Raw genomic sequence first — 14,313 nt, 5'->3', positions numbered from 1 at the left:
AGCCTGTATCCATGCAAAAGCATCAGGACATTCTGCAGCAGGTTGGGCGCATGGCTTTGGCAACCGCCGGTTGTTCCGCCATTATGCTGGCCATCTATGCAGTGGTTGGGCGGTTTACCACAGCGGTATTGCTGGGTGGCCTGCTGGGCACTGTGATTGCTGTAGGCAACTTTCTGGCATTAAGCATTACCGTTTCTAACGCGTTGGACCGTGCCGCGGCAGGGGATAATTCCGTAAAAGCGTGCATGAGCATTCAAAGTTCCAGCGTTGTGCGCACGGCAATTCTGGCAGTCATTTATGTTCTGCTGTTCCATGCCAAAGTTTGTGATCCGCTGGCAGCATTGTTGCCGCTGCTGTTTGCACAGGCTGCCATTAAGCTGATTGAATTCTTCCGCAAAGATTCCAAAGGCGGTGATGCAGTGCCATGAACGGGCCTAAGATTTATTTCACGATCCCTTTGTTTGGTGGAATTCCCATCACGCAGACAACGGTTTCTTCGTTTGCGGTTATGTTGCTGCTTTGTATTGCCGGTATTGTGCTGGGCAGCAACCTGCAAAAGCGTCCCAGCCGCCGCCAGGTACTGGTAGAAAAAGGTGTTACTATGTTGTACGGCATGGTAGAAGACACCATGGGCAAGCATAATTCCTATTGGACACCTTATATCGGGGCATTGTTCCTGTCTTCCATTTTCGGTTCCTACATCGGTATGACCGGTATTTTCCGCTCTTCCACAGCGGATCTTTCCACCACCGTTACCTGGGCCTTAATGACAAGCGTGATCTGCTGGGCTTGCTCTATTAAAGCAAACGGTGTGCTCGGTTGGCTGAAAGGCTTTACTGAACCGGTTGTCGTTATGACGCCGATGAACCTTGTTTCCGAAATCGCGCAGCCCATCTCAATGGCATTCCGTCACTTTGGCAACATTGCGGGCGGCAACGTTCTGACCAGCCTGGTTTATTCCGCTCTGGCAACGGCTTCCGCCGCTCTTTTGGGCCTGGTTGGCAAAAGCATTGCGGTCGGAATCTTGATTCTTTTGGGTGGTGTGGCGCTGCTGGTTTTGGGTGTGCGCAAGAAAAAGTTGGCTTACAAAATTTTTGGTGCGGTGTTTGCCGCAACCGGAATTTTGTCCCTGCTGGGCTTGGCAGGGGTGCCGTATCTGGAAGTCGGCATTCCCGGCATCATGAGCCTTTATTTCGATGTATTTTCTGGTGGGGTGCAGGCCCTGGTGTTCAGCCTGTTGACGATGGTTTATGTCAGCAATGCCTGCCCGCCGCCTGAAGAAGGTTAACGTAAAATTTTATTTATTTAGGAGGATACCTCGTATGGAAACAGCAATCGTAAAAGCCGCCTGTGCAATCGGTGCAGGTATCGCAATTGGGTTTGGTGCTATCGGCCCTGCAGTTGGCGAAGGTAATGCCGTTGGCAAAGCGCTGGAAGGCATGGCCCGCCAGCCGGAAATGGCAAACCTGCTGCGTACCAACATGATCCTTGGCTGCGCCATTACCGAATCGACCGGCATTTATTCGCTGGTTATCGCCCTGTTGTTACTGTTTGTCTTCTGATGGATACGATAGCCGAAAAGGAAAGGAGGAATGGCTCGTGACGGGCTTTGAAAGCTTTGTTGGCATCGACCCGTGGACAGCGCTGTTCACTTTCTGCAATATGATGATCACCTTTGCGGTGCTCAAAAAGTTCCTGTTCAAACCGGTCAAAAAGATGATCGACGACCGCCAGGCGGAAATTGATACCATGTACGCCGATGCGGATGCAGCCAAACAGAAGGCTGCCGAGTTGGAACAGGAATACCAGCAGCACCTGCAAAGCATCCGGGATGAACGCGATACGCTTTTGCGTGAGGCAACCGCCCGCGCCCAGAAGCGCGAAGAAGAAATTGTTGGCGAGGCCCGTGCCGAAGCAGCCGCCCTGCGCGCCGTTGCTGAAGCTGATATTGCACAGGAACGCAAGAAAGCAGTCAACGACCTAAAAAATGAAATTGGCGGCATTGCTGTTGATATTGCAGGCAAGGTAGTTGAGCGCGAAATCAACGAGACGGACCACAAGGCCCTGATCGATGAATTTATCCGGAATGTGGGGGATGCCTCATGACCGAAACCGGAAAGCGTTATGGCACAAGTTTGTATGAACTGGCTGCGGAAGAGGGCCTGACCGAACGGATTCTGGCAGAGCTGGATGTTGCTGTCAACGCAATGCAGGAGCCTGGCTATCTGCGCTTGTTGATGACGCCCAGTGTCCCCAAAAAAGAGCGCTGTGTGTTGCTGGATCAGGCGTTTGCGCAGGCGCATCCGTATCTTGTCAACTTCTTAAAGATTTTGTGCGAAGCAGGTATTCTGCCAGAACTGCCTGCCTGCGCAAGAGCTTACCGTGACCGATACAACCAGGACCATAACATTTTGGAAGTTACGGCAGTATCTGCTGTTGCACTGGACGAAAGTGCCCGCAGCAGACTGCAGGAAAAATTGCAGCGTGTAACCGGCAAAACCATTACCCTGACGGGAAAAGTGGACCCCAGTGTTCTGGGCGGTCTGCGGCTGGATCTTGGCGGAACCCGCCTGGACGGCACTGTGCAGGGCCGGTTGGAACGTCTGCGCAATGAAATCAGCGGTGTGGTGATTTGATTTGCACCTGCCGCCGGATTCCACCTTCATTTTATAGATTGTGTGGTGAACCAAACAGTGCAACTGGAACCTGAACAGATTTCCCGCATTATTCGTTCCCAGATCAAATACTACCAGAATGCCATTGAGCAGACGGAGACCGGTACTGTTACGATGGTAGGCGATGGCATTGCCCGCGCCGCCGGCCTTGATAACTGTATGGCCGGTGAGCTGGTGCAGTTTGATAGCGGAACCTATGGTATGGCGCAGAATCTGGAAGAAAACAGCGTATCAATCGTTTTGCTTGGCGATGACAGCGGCATCAAAGAAGGCGGTACCATCCGCCGCACCGGCAAAGTTGTGTCGGTTCCGGTCGGTGATGCTCTGATTGGCCGCGTTGTCAACGCCCTGGGCCAGCCTATTGATGACAAAGGCCCGATTGATGCTGCCGACTATCGCGCCATTGAATCCCCGGCACCCGGCATCCTGGACCGTCAGCCCGTCAAGCAGCCTTTGCAGACCGGCATCAAGGCCATTGACTCAATGATTCCCATTGGCCGCGGCCAGCGTGAGCTGATTATCGGCGACCGCCAGACCGGTAAGACCGTGATTGCTACGGATACGATCATCAACCAAAAAGGCAAAGATGTCCTTTGCATCTATGTTGCTATTGGCCAAAAGCGTTCTACTGTGGCCTCTCTGGTTGAAAACCTCGAGAAAAACGGAGCCATGGCTTACACCACTGTAGTGTGCGCCACAGCTTCGGAGCTTTCGCCCCTGCAGTATATTGCGCCTTATGCCGGCTGCGCCATGGGCGAATACTTTATGTATCAGGGTAAGCATGTGCTTATTATCTATGATGACCTTTCCAAACATGCGGTTGCCTACCGTGCTCTGTCGCTGCTGATTCGTCGTCCGCCGGGACGCGAAGCATACCCCGGCGATGTTTTCTACCTGCACAGCCGTTTGTTGGAACGTGCCGCCAAATTGAGCGATGCAAAGGGCGGCGGCTCGCTGACAGCTCTGCCCATTATTGAAACGCAGGCTGGTGACGTTTCCGCTTATATTCCAACCAACGTCATCTCCATTACCGACGGCCAGATCTTCCTGGAAACCGAGCTGTTCCATTCCGGCATCCGCCCGGCTGTCAACCCCGGCATTTCTGTTTCCCGTGTCGGCGGCAATGCGCAGATCAAGGCGATGAAAAAGGTTGCCGGTACCTTAAAACTGGTTTACTCCCAGTACCGCGAGCTGCAGGGCTTTGCCCAGTTTGGCTCCGACCTGGATGCCGACACCAAATCTCGTCTGGCACAGGGCGAGCGCATTGTGGAAATCCTGAAGCAGGACCGCAACAGCCCAATCCCGGTAGAAAAGCAGGTTGCCATTTTGTATGCAACAGTCCACGGCTACCTGAAAGACATTGCCGTAAAGGATATCGCCGCGTACGAAAGCGCGCTGTATCAGTACCTTGATGAAAATGTAACCGCTGGCGGTGTGATGGAAGCCATCCGCACCACAGGCGATATGAAGCAGGATACCGAACAGCAGATGAAAGATGTGCTCGCCGCATTCACGGCAGACTTTATCAAAAATGCCGGATAATCACAAAATACGCCAAAGGGGGTGCTGCCGGTGGCTGGTTCCATGAAAGAAATCAAACTGCGCATCAAAAGCGTGGAAAGCACCATGCAGATTACCAAAGCCATGGAGCTGGTAGCGTCCAGCAAGCTGCGGCGCGCCAAGGAACGGGTGGAAAACAGCCGTCCCTATTTCGAAACGCTTTATGCCACGCTGTTTGATATTGCGGCTGCGGATTCTGAGTTCAATAGCCCATATCTGGCCAAATGCGAGAAAAAGTGTTGCCTGTACATTGTAATTGCAGGTGATCGCGGCCTTGCGGGCGGCTATAACAGCAATATCTTAAAAGCCGTGGAAGCGGATGCTGAAGGGCGGGAATATTGTGTGCTGCCCATCGGCAAAAAGGCAGTGGAATACTTTGAGCGCCACAAGATCCGGATTCTGACGGATTCTTTTGCCACCGCAGGGGATATTTCGGTCAGCGACTGCTTTGAAATTTCCCGCCTTGTGTGCCAGAAGTTTCTGGAAGGCGCTTTTGATGAAATTCGCATTGCCTTTACCCAGTTTATTTCCATGCTGACCCAAACTGCAATCATTCTGCCGGTTCTCCCGTTTGATGCCGAACCGCCGGAGCCGGGCCACGAGCATCAAAGTCTGATGCTCTATGAGCCAGACAGCGCCGCCGTGTTTGATGCCATTATCCCGGAATACTTGGCCGGGGTTGTGTATGGCGCTTTGTGTGAAAGTGTTGCCAGTGAACAGGGTGCACGCCGCACCGCCATGGACTCTGCCACCAAGAACGCTGGCGAAATGATCGAGCATTTGAACCTTTATTATAACCGCGCCCGTCAGGCAGCAATCACGCAGGAAATCACCGAAATAGTGGCCGGTGCAGATGCTGAAAGCTAGGGCGCACCAGAAAAGCCGAAATTTTATCCGATTTCTTTGCCTTCAGGTATGCCTTTGGGCAATATCTGATGCAACAGTGCTGAGAGTTTTTTCAGACACACCCGGAAACAAGCCCGACAGCACGCTAAAAATTCACTCAAAGGAGTGTGTGCAATGCCAGAAAAACACATCGGTAAGGTCGTGCAGGTCATGGGACCTGTTTTGGATATCCGCTTTGCCGACGGCGAGCTGCCGGAACTGCTGAATGCGATTGAACTGCAGAACAACGGCAAACCGCTGATTGTAGAAGTTGCCCAGCATATTGGCGATAACGTGGTGCGCTGCATTGCTATGGCCGCCACCGATGGCCTTGTGCGCGGTGCCGAAGCCGTGGATACCGGCGGGCCGATCAAGGTTCCCGTTGGCGATGCGTGCCTTGGCCGTGTGTTCAACCTGCTGGGTGAACCGGTTGATGAACAGCCTGCCCCCACCGGGGTAGAGCATTGGCCCATCCACCGCCCGGCCCCTGCTTTCGATGAACAGGAATCTTCGACTGAACTGCTGGAAACCGGCATCAAGGTCGTTGACCTGATCTGCCCCTATGCAAAGGGCGGCAAAATCGGTCTGTTCGGTGGTGCCGGTGTCGGCAAAACCGTGCTGATTCAGGAACTGATTTATAACATCGCTACCGCCCATAACGGCTATTCTGTTTTTACCGGCGTTGGCGAACGCACCCGTGAGGGCAACGATCTTTACGGCGAAATGGCCGAAAGCGGCGTTTTGAGCAAGACTGCGCTGGTCTATGGCCAGATGAATGAACCGCCGGGAGCCCGTATGCGCGTGGCGCTGTCCGGTCTGACCATGGCGGAGTACTTCCGCGATGTCAAGCATCAGGATGTTCTGCTGTTCATTGATAACATCTTCCGCTTTACCCAGGCCGGCTCCGAAGTTTCGGCACTGCTGGGTCGTATGCCCTCTGCCGTTGGCTATCAGCCCACGCTGGCAACGGAAATGGGTGCACTGCAGGAACGTATTACTTCCACCCGCAAGGGTTCTATCACTTCTGTTCAGGCTGTTTATGTACCTGCGGACGACTTGACCGACCCGGCCCCCGCCACGACCTTCACCCATCTGGATGCTACCACGGTTCTGAGCCGTGATATTGCTTCTCAGGGCATTTATCCGGCTGTCGACCCGCTGGATTCTACTTCCCGCATTCTGGCCCCGGAAGTTGTCGGGCAGGAGCATTACCAGATTGCCCGCGCCGTGCAGCAGGTTTTACAGCGCTATAAGGAACTGCAGGATATCATTGCCATCATGGGCATGGATGAACTTTCGGAGGACGATAAGATCACCGTCAACCGCGCCCGTAAGGTACAGCGTTTCCTTTCACAGTCGTTCCATGTTGCGGAGCAGTTTACCGGTATGCCCGGCCAGTATGTGCCGTTGAAAGAAACCCTGCGCGGCTTCAAGATGATTTTGAACGGCGAATGTGATTCCATCCCCGAAAGCTGCTTCCTGTTTGCCGGTACGATTGATGACGTTCTGGCTAAGGCCAAGCAGCAGTAAGGAGGCAGGACCATGTCCAGTTTCCCACTTAAAATCATGACGCCGGACGGCACTGCTTTTGATGGGCAGGTACAGTCGGTGTCCTGCCGGACCATCACCGGGCAGGTTCAGTTGATGGCCCGTCACATCGATTATTGCACTGCCCTTGGCATGGGGGAGGCCCACATCACATTGGAGGATGGCACCCAGCGCAGCGCCGCCTGTATGGGCGGTATGTTGAGCATGTTTGGCGGCGAATGCCGCCTGCTGGCCACCACCTTTGAATGGGCCGATTCCATTGACAAAGAACGTGCTGAGCGCAGCAAAGCCCGCGCCGAGGAATTGCTGGCCCAGAAAAACCTGGATGCCCGTGAGCTGGAACTTGCCCAGGCCCGCTTGAAACGTGCTTTGGTGCGCAGCAATGTTGCTGCGCGTGCTCAGTTTTGATTGATCCGCTCCCGGCCGAATAAATCACAAATAAAAAGTTCCTGAAATCGCAGCAGGTTGCTGTATGGTTTCAGGAACTTTTTATTGTAAGCTTTAGGGCAATACCGCATAATTCTAAGTGCCGATACGGCGAGCGAGGTGCGGCAGATGCCAAGCCAAAAGCGCAGATAATACTGGATGTCTTATCGAGCATTTTGGCAACGCAGATGCCGTGCCGCAGCTGCCGGAGCGGTGCTTAAGCCGCAAGGCGGGAATTGTGCGGTGTTGCCTTAGCATTTACAGCAATGAGCGAAGCGAACTGTGATTAAAAGTCGGATTTGCTGTAGCATGCAGTAAATGTAGTTTTGCCCACTTGTGGGCAGCGGTACAAGTGATGCAAGTGAAGGATTTTTCGGTGCATCTTGAGATGCGTGCCGGTATAAAGCCCTTCTAGGGCTTACTCAAGCCTCCGGCTTAGCCGGGAATTATGACTTTTGGGATAGTCCCAAACCCTTTTGAACTTAATCGTTCCCTTTGCCCGACATGCGGAAATACAGCCCAATAGCCAACAGCAGAGACAAGACATCCGCCACAGGCTGTGCCCAGATCAGTCCTGTTTCGTGAAAGATCGCCCCAAGGATGAACATAGACGGAATGTAGATCAGCCCTGACGGGAGATATTGACGATCAGGGATTCCGTCGCCGCGCCGCGGGCTTGCAGCGCATTGGTCAGCACATACCCTTGAAGATTTGTACGGTCTGATTGTTAGTAAATCAGACGGAGAAATCTGTCTGAAAGTCGATACGTCCAAAGGCAAAGACCGCTCACGAACTCCGGAAAATGCTGTATGCCTGGAAAGAGCAGGCTGACAAGCTATCTTCCGAGGAAATCAGTAAAGACAAATACGATGAGTGGCGTTACCATTACCCGGAGTTTGATACCACGCAAATCTGGGCGAAAGTACCATCGCAGGCACTTAGCGACGCGCTGGTCTAATGTTCCAAGACCAGCTCAAACCAGATAAATAAAGACGACAAAAATCCCTTAGCTATGAGTTTTTACCCACAGCTAAGGGATTTCTAAATAAATAATGTGGATTTATTTGTTGCACAACCACCTGTCAATCATTCTCTAACTCCAAAACCACTGGCTTACAAGAATAATAGCTCTCATGCAACCGTTATCAAATTGTTATCAAAAGACTTCTTGAAGTGCCTCAAACCCGCATAAACACTGGATTTTTAAAGCATTTCAAATTATTCAAACTCGATCGTTGCTGGCGGCTTGGTGGTATAGTCGAACAGAACACGGTTGATATGCTTTACTTCGTTTACGATGCGGTTTGCTGCGGTGGTAATGGTTTCGGTGGGCAGCAGGGTAACTTCCGCGGTCATAAAGTCGGTCGTGGTCACAGCGCGCAGGGCGATGGCGTAATCATAGGTGCGCTCATCACCCATAACACCAACGCTGCGCATGTTGGTCAGCGCGGCAAAATACTGGCTGGGGCGCTGAGCGGCGGGCAGCTTATCCACTTCCTCGCGCCAGATTGCATCAGCATCCTGTACAATGGCAACCTTTTCCTGGGTGATATCGCCGATAATGCGGATGGCAAGGCCGGGGCCGGGGAACGGCTGGCGGGCGACCAGATATTCAGGCAAGCCCAGTTCACGGCCAGCCTGGCGGACTTCATCCTTGAACAGGTCGCGCAGCGGCTCCACAATTTCCTTAAAGTCTACATAATCCGGCAAGCCGCCAACATTGTGGTGGCTCTTGATGGTAGCAGATTCACCGCCCAGGCCGCTTTCCACAACGTCCGGGTAGATGGTGCCCTGTGCCAAAAAGTCTACAGCACCGATCTTCTTGGCCTCGTCCTCAAACACACGGATGAACTCTTCGCCAATGATTTTACGCTTGCGCTCCGGCTCGGTAACACCGGCCAGCTTGCTGTAAAAACGTTCGCGGGCGTCCACGCAGACAAAGTTGATGTCGAACTGGCCGCCCTCGCCGAACACTTCGCAAACCTGCTCACGTTCGTTCTTGCGCAGCAGGCCGTGGTCAACAAACACGCAGGTTAACTGCTTACCAATGGCCTTTGCCAGCATGGCAGCACATACGCTGGAATCCACACCACCGGAAAGAGCGCACAGCACCTTGCCATTGCCGATCTTCTCGCGCAGGGCGTTCACGCTATGCTCCACAAAGGAGTCCATCTTCCAGGTACCGGCACAGCCGCAAACTTTGTAAACAAAGTTATGCAGAATCTTAGTACCGTTTTCGGTATGCAGCACTTCCGGGTGGAACTGCACACAGTACAGGCCGCGGGCGGCATCCTGTGCAGCGGCAACCGGGCAGTTGGGGGTGTGGGCAATAATATCAAAGCCGGGGGCAGCCTGCTCGATATAGTCATTATGGCTCATCCAGCAAACATTCTGGTTCGGCAGGCCGTCAAACAGCGGGCTGGTGGTATCCAGATCCACAACCGTCTTGCCATATTCGCGTTCCGGAGCCTTGCAAACCTTACCGCCCAGCATATGCATCATCAGCTGGCTGCCATAGCAGATGCCCAGTACCGGAACACCCCAAGTATATATTTCGGGATCGATGGTAGGGGAATCCGGCAGGTAAGCGCTGTTGGGACCACCGGTAAAGATAATGCCCTTCGGATTTTTGGCCTTGATTTTGGCCAGGTCAGTACGGTAAGAATAAATTTCGCAATAAACGTTGCATTCACGGACACGGCGGGCGATCAGCTGGTTATACTGGCCACCGAAGTCCAACACAATGACAGTTTCCTGCTGCATGTAGTAGCTCCTTCCCAAACATCTAAATTTGCATATATAACAGCATATACAGATATTATACCATAGCTCCCGGCAAATAGGTAGGGGGCTTGAGAAAAAAGTCGAGATTCTTCGATTCTGATTTGTCGCACAGCCGGAATCTGTTCACTTATTCTGCATAGAATCAGAGTGTCGGTCGGCACCCCAAAGCCATAAAAAATGCCGCACATCGGGCAAGGAACCGGGGTCGGTTCCTCCTTCCAATGTACAGCATGGTATTTTTGCTATTGTTTTATCTTTTCTGTTATTCGCCGCTGCGCCAGGTCCACAAAAGATATTTTACATTTGTTTTCAGGTAGCGGTGGAACAGGCGCTTCGGGTCCTGCATCAATCGGTAAAGCCATTCCAGGTTGTGCTTCTGCATCCACATGGGCGCACGCTTAATGTTGCCCGCCTCATAGTCAAACGCCGCACCAACGCCGATCATCAAGGCTTGTACGCGATCCTCATGGGCGGCCATCCAGCGTTCCTGTTTGGGGGCACCAAGGCCAACCCACACAAAATCCGGCTTTGTTGCGTTGATTTCCGCTACCGCCTGAGCGTCCTCCTGCGGGGTCATCTCGCGGAACGGTGGCGACATCATACCGGAAATCACAACACCAGGGTAGCGCTCTTCCACCTTTTTGCGCAGCAACTGCAACGTTTCCGGGGTAGAGCCATAAAAATAGTGCCGCCAGCCTTTTTCTGCGCTGACCGCCAAAACCTGCTTCATCAAATCCGGCCCCGTAACGCGCTGCGCAGCATACCCCTGCCTGCGGCTGAACTGCGAAAGGGGACCGCCGTCCGGCAGCGCCATGACCGCATGGTTCTGAATATAGCGGTACTCGGCATCCTCGTGCGCCGTTACGGTGGTATGTACATTGGCCACGCAGATATATTTCCCACGCCATTGTTCCAGCTGGCTTTCCAGCAGCGTCATGGTTTTGTCCATGTCCGTCACCACAATGTTCACACCCATAATATCGCAGGTTTCCTGCATTTTCAGGTCGATCACATACAACCCGTTTACGGTATTATCCATTGTGCGGGAAGAGAGAAAGTCCGAATAGACCGGAATTACACTAACCTTAATGCCGTAATTTTCTGCAATCGCGGTGATCTGCAGCAACTCGCTGCGGTTCTGGGTTTCCTCCGCAATCACAATATGGGTAATCCGGGTACTTTCCAGAATCTTATGCAGATCGGCTACTGTGCCAAGGTAATTCGGCAGTTCCACTACCGGGTTCTGCGCTGCATAGCCGGCATACTCTGCCGATACATCCTTGCCCTTTACAACATCATTATAATAGCGTAATGCCAGGTTTCCATTGCCGACCAGCAAAACGCGGGCTATAATATGGCGCCGCTTTGCATACCAAAGGCTGATCCGGTGCAGCAATAACCGCTTGATCGTAATGACCACGCTGGACAACAGGTAATAGTAAACAAGCAGCAGGCGGGAAAACTGCGAAAGTTGGAATACATACAAAATGGTTGCTGCCAGCGCAAAGCCGCCCAGGTTTCCCAAAAGGGCTTTTGCTAGTTCTCTCACTAAGCCGCGCCGCTTAAAAGTGCGGTATTCACCCTGTGCAATATAAATCAGAATGATTGCCGCTGCGTATACAAGTGCCAGCGGGCGGAAGCGGGCAACATCGACCCACCAGAACGCTTCACCCCAGGGGCTGTGCATACGTAGCAGGCTGGAAACCTCATACGTTCCCAACAGCAGGAAAAAGTCCAGAAAAGCATCCAGAATATGCAGTATTTTTGATGTAGAATGGTTCATGATACAATTATAAGCCGCAAAAGCACGAAGAAAGACCGTTCCCTTTGCGGCATGTGAAACGGGCTTTCTGCCACGCATGATGGCCCCGGAATATAGTAGGGCAGCAAACCGTAACTTGCAAGCCTATTATACCCAGCGTCCAAAGCGGAATTTTGGCTCAATTGGTTCTTTGATGGAAATTTCTTTGTTCAGGTAGACATCAATGGCATTTTTCTGTAAAAGTTTTGCCGTTGAACTGCTTATCTGTGCCATCCCGTCTTTCAGGTTTGGCGGGCGGGTTGTAACAGAATGGCAGTCAGAACACATCAGATGAACTAAGTTCCAATCCAGCAGTTTGTGCAGCCATTTGGCCGTATGTCCACCGCGTACCAAACCCGAAGCATTGATCTGCGCCAATGCGCCGGAGCTGACCCAGCGGTACAGCAGGGTAGGATCCTCGGTAACATAGGGGTAGCGCTCCACATGGGCCAAAATGGGAGTATACCCACGGTTTTGCACCGCAAACAGGGTATCCTCAATTCCACCAGGATGGATGCTGGTCGGGAATTCAATCAAGATATACCGCGACCCTGCAAATGCCAATTTGGAAAGATCCAGGCTGGCCAAAGCTGTGGTAAAATAGACCTCTGCACCCAATTTGACGGCAAGGGGAAGTTTGCGTTCTGCCAGCTGCGCCACAACGCTGCGATAAGCCATTTTGCGCTGCTGCACAAAAGCATCCAGCGTAATGCGCTCATAATGGAAGTGCGGTGTGAACACAATGCCAACAACCCCGTCTTCCATTTCTTTCTGGATCAAGGACATGGAAACATCCAGGTTTTTGGCACCGTCATCAATGCCAGGCAAAATATGACAATGGAGATCAACCAGTTGCGAACTCATTATGCCTTACTCCGGCTCTTCTTTCCAGCTGCGTCGTCATTGCTGTACCCGTAAGAATAAGAATAGTAGTAGCCATCTTTCTTACCGGCTTTTTTAACATCGTATCCGTTCATTACTACGCCAAGGACGCGGGCATTCACAGCTTCCAGGTTTTTCTTGCTCAGCTGGGCACCTTCAATGGTGGTAACACCCGGGCGTACAACCAGCAATGCCCCATCCACATACTTGCACAATACTGCAGCATCGGTAACAACAGAAACCGGCGGCGTATCTACAATGATATAATCGTATACCTGCTTCAGGGCCTCAAAGGTATTTTCCATCGCCTTCGTTGCCAACAATTCCGATGGGTTCGGGGGGATGGTGCCAACAGGTAGCACCACAATGCCCAGGTCTTTGAAGTTGACCAGTGCATTGGCCAGTTGGGTACGGTCCTTGCCCGTAATGGTGTTGGTAATGCCGATATGATCACGCGGAATATGCAGGTAGCGGGAGATGGTAGACTTACGCATATCGCAGTCAACCAGCACCACACGCTTGCCACTGTCTGCCAGGGTAATCGCAAGGTTTACTGCGACGTTGCTCTTCCCTTCGCCGGGGACAGAGGAGGTAATCAGGATAGTCTTGCAATCGCTGGTTGCGGCAAGGAACTCCAGGTTGGTTCGCAGAGACTTGTAAGCTTCTGTAAACTGGAACGGTGCATCTGAGCCAACCATAAACAGCTTATGATGTTCACGCTTTTTACTCATTCCTTTTTACCTCCCTGATCATACTGCGGGATCACGCCCAGAACAGTCATATCCAGATACTTGGTAACATCTTCCTCCGTGTTGATCTTATTGTCCAGCAAAACCTGCAGCACAATAATACCAATCACCAGAACAAAACCAACCGCTGCGGCCAACATCGTGTTCTTCTTAATGTTGGGGGAAACCGGCTCCGTTGCCAAAGAAGCATTGGAGATCACTTTGACGGAACCCGCTTCAACAGCCTCCTTGATCACATCCGGAGCCACTGTAATGATCTGTTCACACACCTGCCGTGCCCATTCCGGGCTGTCGCTCTGCACAGTGATCTTCATAACCTGGGTATCGTCCACAGCTGCTACGGTAACGCGCTTGTTCAGCTGAGCATAAGTCAGGTTCAGGCCCAGGTTATCAATAACCTGCTGCAGAACCGTATCACTCTTGATAATAATGCTGTAAGTAGAAACCAGCTTGGTTGCAGAATTGATCTGGTCACTGGTAACATTGGCGTTGACATCCTGCCGGGTATTGACAATCATCAGGGCAGAAGAATCATACTTTGGGGTCATCAAAAACTTAGACGCCGTAAAGCCAACCAGCGCAGCAGCCAAAGTTACAAAAATCAGTTTAAGAAGATGCTGGCGAACCGCACTTAAAATTTCTGTTAGGTCAATTACTTCATTTTCTTCATTATCCACAAAAGGCACCTCTCTAATCTCTTAATTCCTGTTTTCCAGTCAAAGATGGTTGGCCAGGTCTGCCGCTTCGGTCGGCTTTTTGACGCAAAGCACCACTCTTACAATTGGGGCCCGCAGCTGCCCCACATGCAAAATCTTAGCACGCATGTTTATGTAAAGTAGTTGTGCTTTACGGCAATTTGGCCACAGATAGCTAACACGATTTTAGCACAAATTCAGGTGTGTTTCAACCGTACATCGAAATGTCTTGATTTTTAGCAAAATACACAATTTTGTTTGCATCCCTTCCACAAGTGATAACAATTTCTCAAAACATTTTTTACCAT

16 protein-coding genes are annotated in these 14,313 nt (G+C 51.9%); 10 read left to right on the top strand and 6 right to left on the bottom strand.

The genetic code is table 11. The features are described from left to right. Positions 1-11 precede the first annotated feature (11 nt). From PG062_RS06665 to atpC, 9 genes are all read left to right on the top strand, one after another. On the top strand, positions 12-428 hold the full coding sequence (locus PG062_RS06665) for an ATP synthase subunit I (protein WP_113999480.1): 417 nt from the start codon (positions 12-14) through the stop codon (positions 426-428). Continuing rightward, positions 425-1,288 (top strand): FoF1 ATP synthase subunit A, encoded by an 864-nt coding sequence (locus PG062_RS06660; protein ID WP_270751679.1) that lies wholly within the window; start codon positions 425-427, stop codon positions 1,286-1,288. The genes PG062_RS06665 and PG062_RS06660 overlap by 4 nt, the downstream gene beginning before the upstream one ends. Positions 1,289-1,322: 34 nt before the next feature. Next, entirely contained in the window at positions 1,323-1,562 is a 240-nt protein-coding gene (gene atpE, locus PG062_RS06655) for an ATP synthase F0 subunit C (RefSeq protein ID WP_270751678.1), read from the top strand. 37 nt (positions 1,563-1,599) lie between these two features. After that, positions 1,600-2,106 (top strand): F0F1 ATP synthase subunit B, encoded by a 507-nt coding sequence (atpF, locus tag PG062_RS06650; RefSeq protein ID WP_113999483.1) that lies wholly within the window; start codon positions 1,600-1,602, stop codon positions 2,104-2,106. Continuing rightward, on the top strand, positions 2,103-2,636 hold the full coding sequence (gene atpH / locus PG062_RS06645; protein ID WP_270751677.1) for an ATP synthase F1 subunit delta: 534 nt from the start codon (positions 2,103-2,105) through the stop codon (positions 2,634-2,636). Before atpF ends, atpH begins: the two co-directional genes overlap by 4 nt. Positions 2,637-2,693: 57 nt before the next feature. Continuing rightward, entirely contained in the window at positions 2,694-4,217 is a 1,524-nt protein-coding gene (gene atpA / locus PG062_RS06640; protein WP_113999485.1) for a F0F1 ATP synthase subunit alpha, read from the top strand. 42 nt (positions 4,218-4,259) lie between these two features. Beyond that, complete coding sequence (gene atpG / locus PG062_RS06635) at positions 4,260-5,102, top strand: ATP synthase F1 subunit gamma (protein WP_333559389.1); 843 nt, start codon at positions 4,260-4,262, stop codon at positions 5,100-5,102. Positions 5,103-5,255: 153 nt separating this feature from the next. Beyond that, entirely contained in the window at positions 5,256-6,650 is a 1,395-nt protein-coding gene (atpD, locus tag PG062_RS06630; protein WP_113999487.1) for a F0F1 ATP synthase subunit beta, read from the top strand. 12 nt (positions 6,651-6,662) lie between these two features. Continuing rightward, positions 6,663-7,076, top strand: coding sequence for an ATP synthase F1 subunit epsilon (gene atpC, locus PG062_RS06625; protein ID WP_113999488.1), 414 nt, complete (start codon positions 6,663-6,665; stop codon positions 7,074-7,076). 500 nt (positions 7,077-7,576) lie between these two features. Here the strand turns inward: atpC and PG062_RS06620 are convergent, their stop codons facing one another. Next, positions 7,577-7,867, bottom strand: coding sequence for a hypothetical protein (locus tag PG062_RS06620; protein WP_270751852.1), 291 nt, complete (start codon positions 7,865-7,867; stop codon positions 7,577-7,579). A 29-nt stretch (positions 7,868-7,896) separates the two neighbouring features. On the opposite strand from PG062_RS06620, the gene PG062_RS15970 reads away from it, so the two are divergent. Next, positions 7,897-8,052, top strand: coding sequence for a hypothetical protein (locus PG062_RS15970; RefSeq protein WP_456298751.1), 156 nt, complete (start codon positions 7,897-7,899; stop codon positions 8,050-8,052). Positions 8,053-8,312: 260 nt separating this feature from the next. Here the strand turns inward: PG062_RS15970 and guaA are convergent, their stop codons facing one another. The 5 genes from guaA to PG062_RS06585 all read right to left on the bottom strand — a co-directional run bounded on the left by guaA (position 8,313) and on the right by PG062_RS06585 (position 13,987). Continuing rightward, the gene (gene guaA, locus PG062_RS06610; protein WP_113999490.1) at positions 8,313-9,857 is read right to left on the bottom strand and encodes a glutamine-hydrolyzing GMP synthase; all 1,545 of its coding nucleotides are present in this window, start codon (positions 9,855-9,857) and stop codon (positions 8,313-8,315) included. A 283-nt stretch (positions 9,858-10,140) separates the two neighbouring features. Then, positions 10,141-11,661 (bottom strand): WecB/TagA/CpsF family glycosyltransferase, encoded by a 1,521-nt coding sequence (locus tag PG062_RS15815; RefSeq protein WP_333559388.1) that lies wholly within the window; start codon positions 11,659-11,661, stop codon positions 10,141-10,143. A 126-nt stretch (positions 11,662-11,787) separates the two neighbouring features. Continuing rightward, the gene (locus PG062_RS06595) at positions 11,788-12,543 is read right to left on the bottom strand and encodes a tyrosine-protein phosphatase (RefSeq protein WP_270751675.1); all 756 of its coding nucleotides are present in this window, start codon (positions 12,541-12,543) and stop codon (positions 11,788-11,790) included. Beyond that, positions 12,543-13,292: a CpsD/CapB family tyrosine-protein kinase gene (locus PG062_RS06590; RefSeq protein ID WP_270751673.1), complete on the bottom strand. Its 750-nt coding sequence runs from the start codon at positions 13,290-13,292 to the stop codon at positions 12,543-12,545. The genes PG062_RS06595 and PG062_RS06590 overlap by 1 nt, the downstream gene beginning before the upstream one ends. Then, positions 13,289-13,987, bottom strand: a complete 699-nt coding sequence (locus PG062_RS06585; protein WP_270751672.1) for a YveK family protein — start codon at positions 13,985-13,987, stop codon at positions 13,289-13,291. The genes PG062_RS06590 and PG062_RS06585 overlap by 4 nt, the downstream gene beginning before the upstream one ends. Between the last annotated feature and the right edge of the window lie 326 nt (positions 13,988-14,313).

The sequence above is a fragment of the Gemmiger qucibialis genome (genome assembly GCF_027689445.1).
Classification (GTDB): Bacteria; Bacillota; Clostridia; order Oscillospirales; family Ruminococcaceae; genus Gemmiger; species Gemmiger qucibialis.
This window is presented reverse-complemented; position numbering and strand designations above follow the sequence as displayed.

Bases quoted from the DNA above. Each gene is read 5' to 3' on its own strand.
- PG062_RS06665 (WP_113999480.1), top strand. From the start codon at position 12: ATGCAAAAGCATCAGGACATTCTGCAGCAGGTTGGGCGCATGGCTTTG.
- PG062_RS06660 (WP_270751679.1), top strand. From the start codon at position 425: ATGAACGGGCCTAAGATTTATTTCACGATCCCTTTGTTTGGTGGAATT.
- atpE (WP_270751678.1), top strand. From the start codon at position 1,323: ATGGAAACAGCAATCGTAAAAGCCGCCTGTGCAATCGGTGCAGGTATC.
- atpH (WP_270751677.1), top strand. From the start codon at position 2,103: ATGACCGAAACCGGAAAGCGTTATGGCACAAGTTTGTATGAACTGGCT.
- atpG (WP_333559389.1), top strand. From the start codon at position 4,260: ATGAAAGAAATCAAACTGCGCATCAAAAGCGTGGAAAGCACCATGCAG.
- atpD (WP_113999487.1), top strand. From the start codon at position 5,256: ATGCCAGAAAAACACATCGGTAAGGTCGTGCAGGTCATGGGACCTGTT.
- atpC (WP_113999488.1), top strand. From the start codon at position 6,663: ATGTCCAGTTTCCCACTTAAAATCATGACGCCGGACGGCACTGCTTTT.
- PG062_RS15970 (WP_456298751.1), top strand. From the start codon at position 7,897: ATGCTGTATGCCTGGAAAGAGCAGGCTGACAAGCTATCTTCCGAGGAA.
- guaA (WP_113999490.1), bottom strand. From the start codon at position 9,857: ATGCAGCAGGAAACTGTCATTGTGTTGGACTTCGGTGGCCAGTATAAC.
- PG062_RS15815 (WP_333559388.1), bottom strand. From the start codon at position 11,661: ATGAACCATTCTACATCAAAAATACTGCATATTCTGGATGCTTTTCTG.
- PG062_RS06595 (WP_270751675.1), bottom strand. From the start codon at position 12,543: ATGAGTTCGCAACTGGTTGATCTCCATTGTCATATTTTGCCTGGCATT.
- PG062_RS06590 (WP_270751673.1), bottom strand. From the start codon at position 13,292: ATGAGTAAAAAGCGTGAACATCATAAGCTGTTTATGGTTGGCTCAGAT.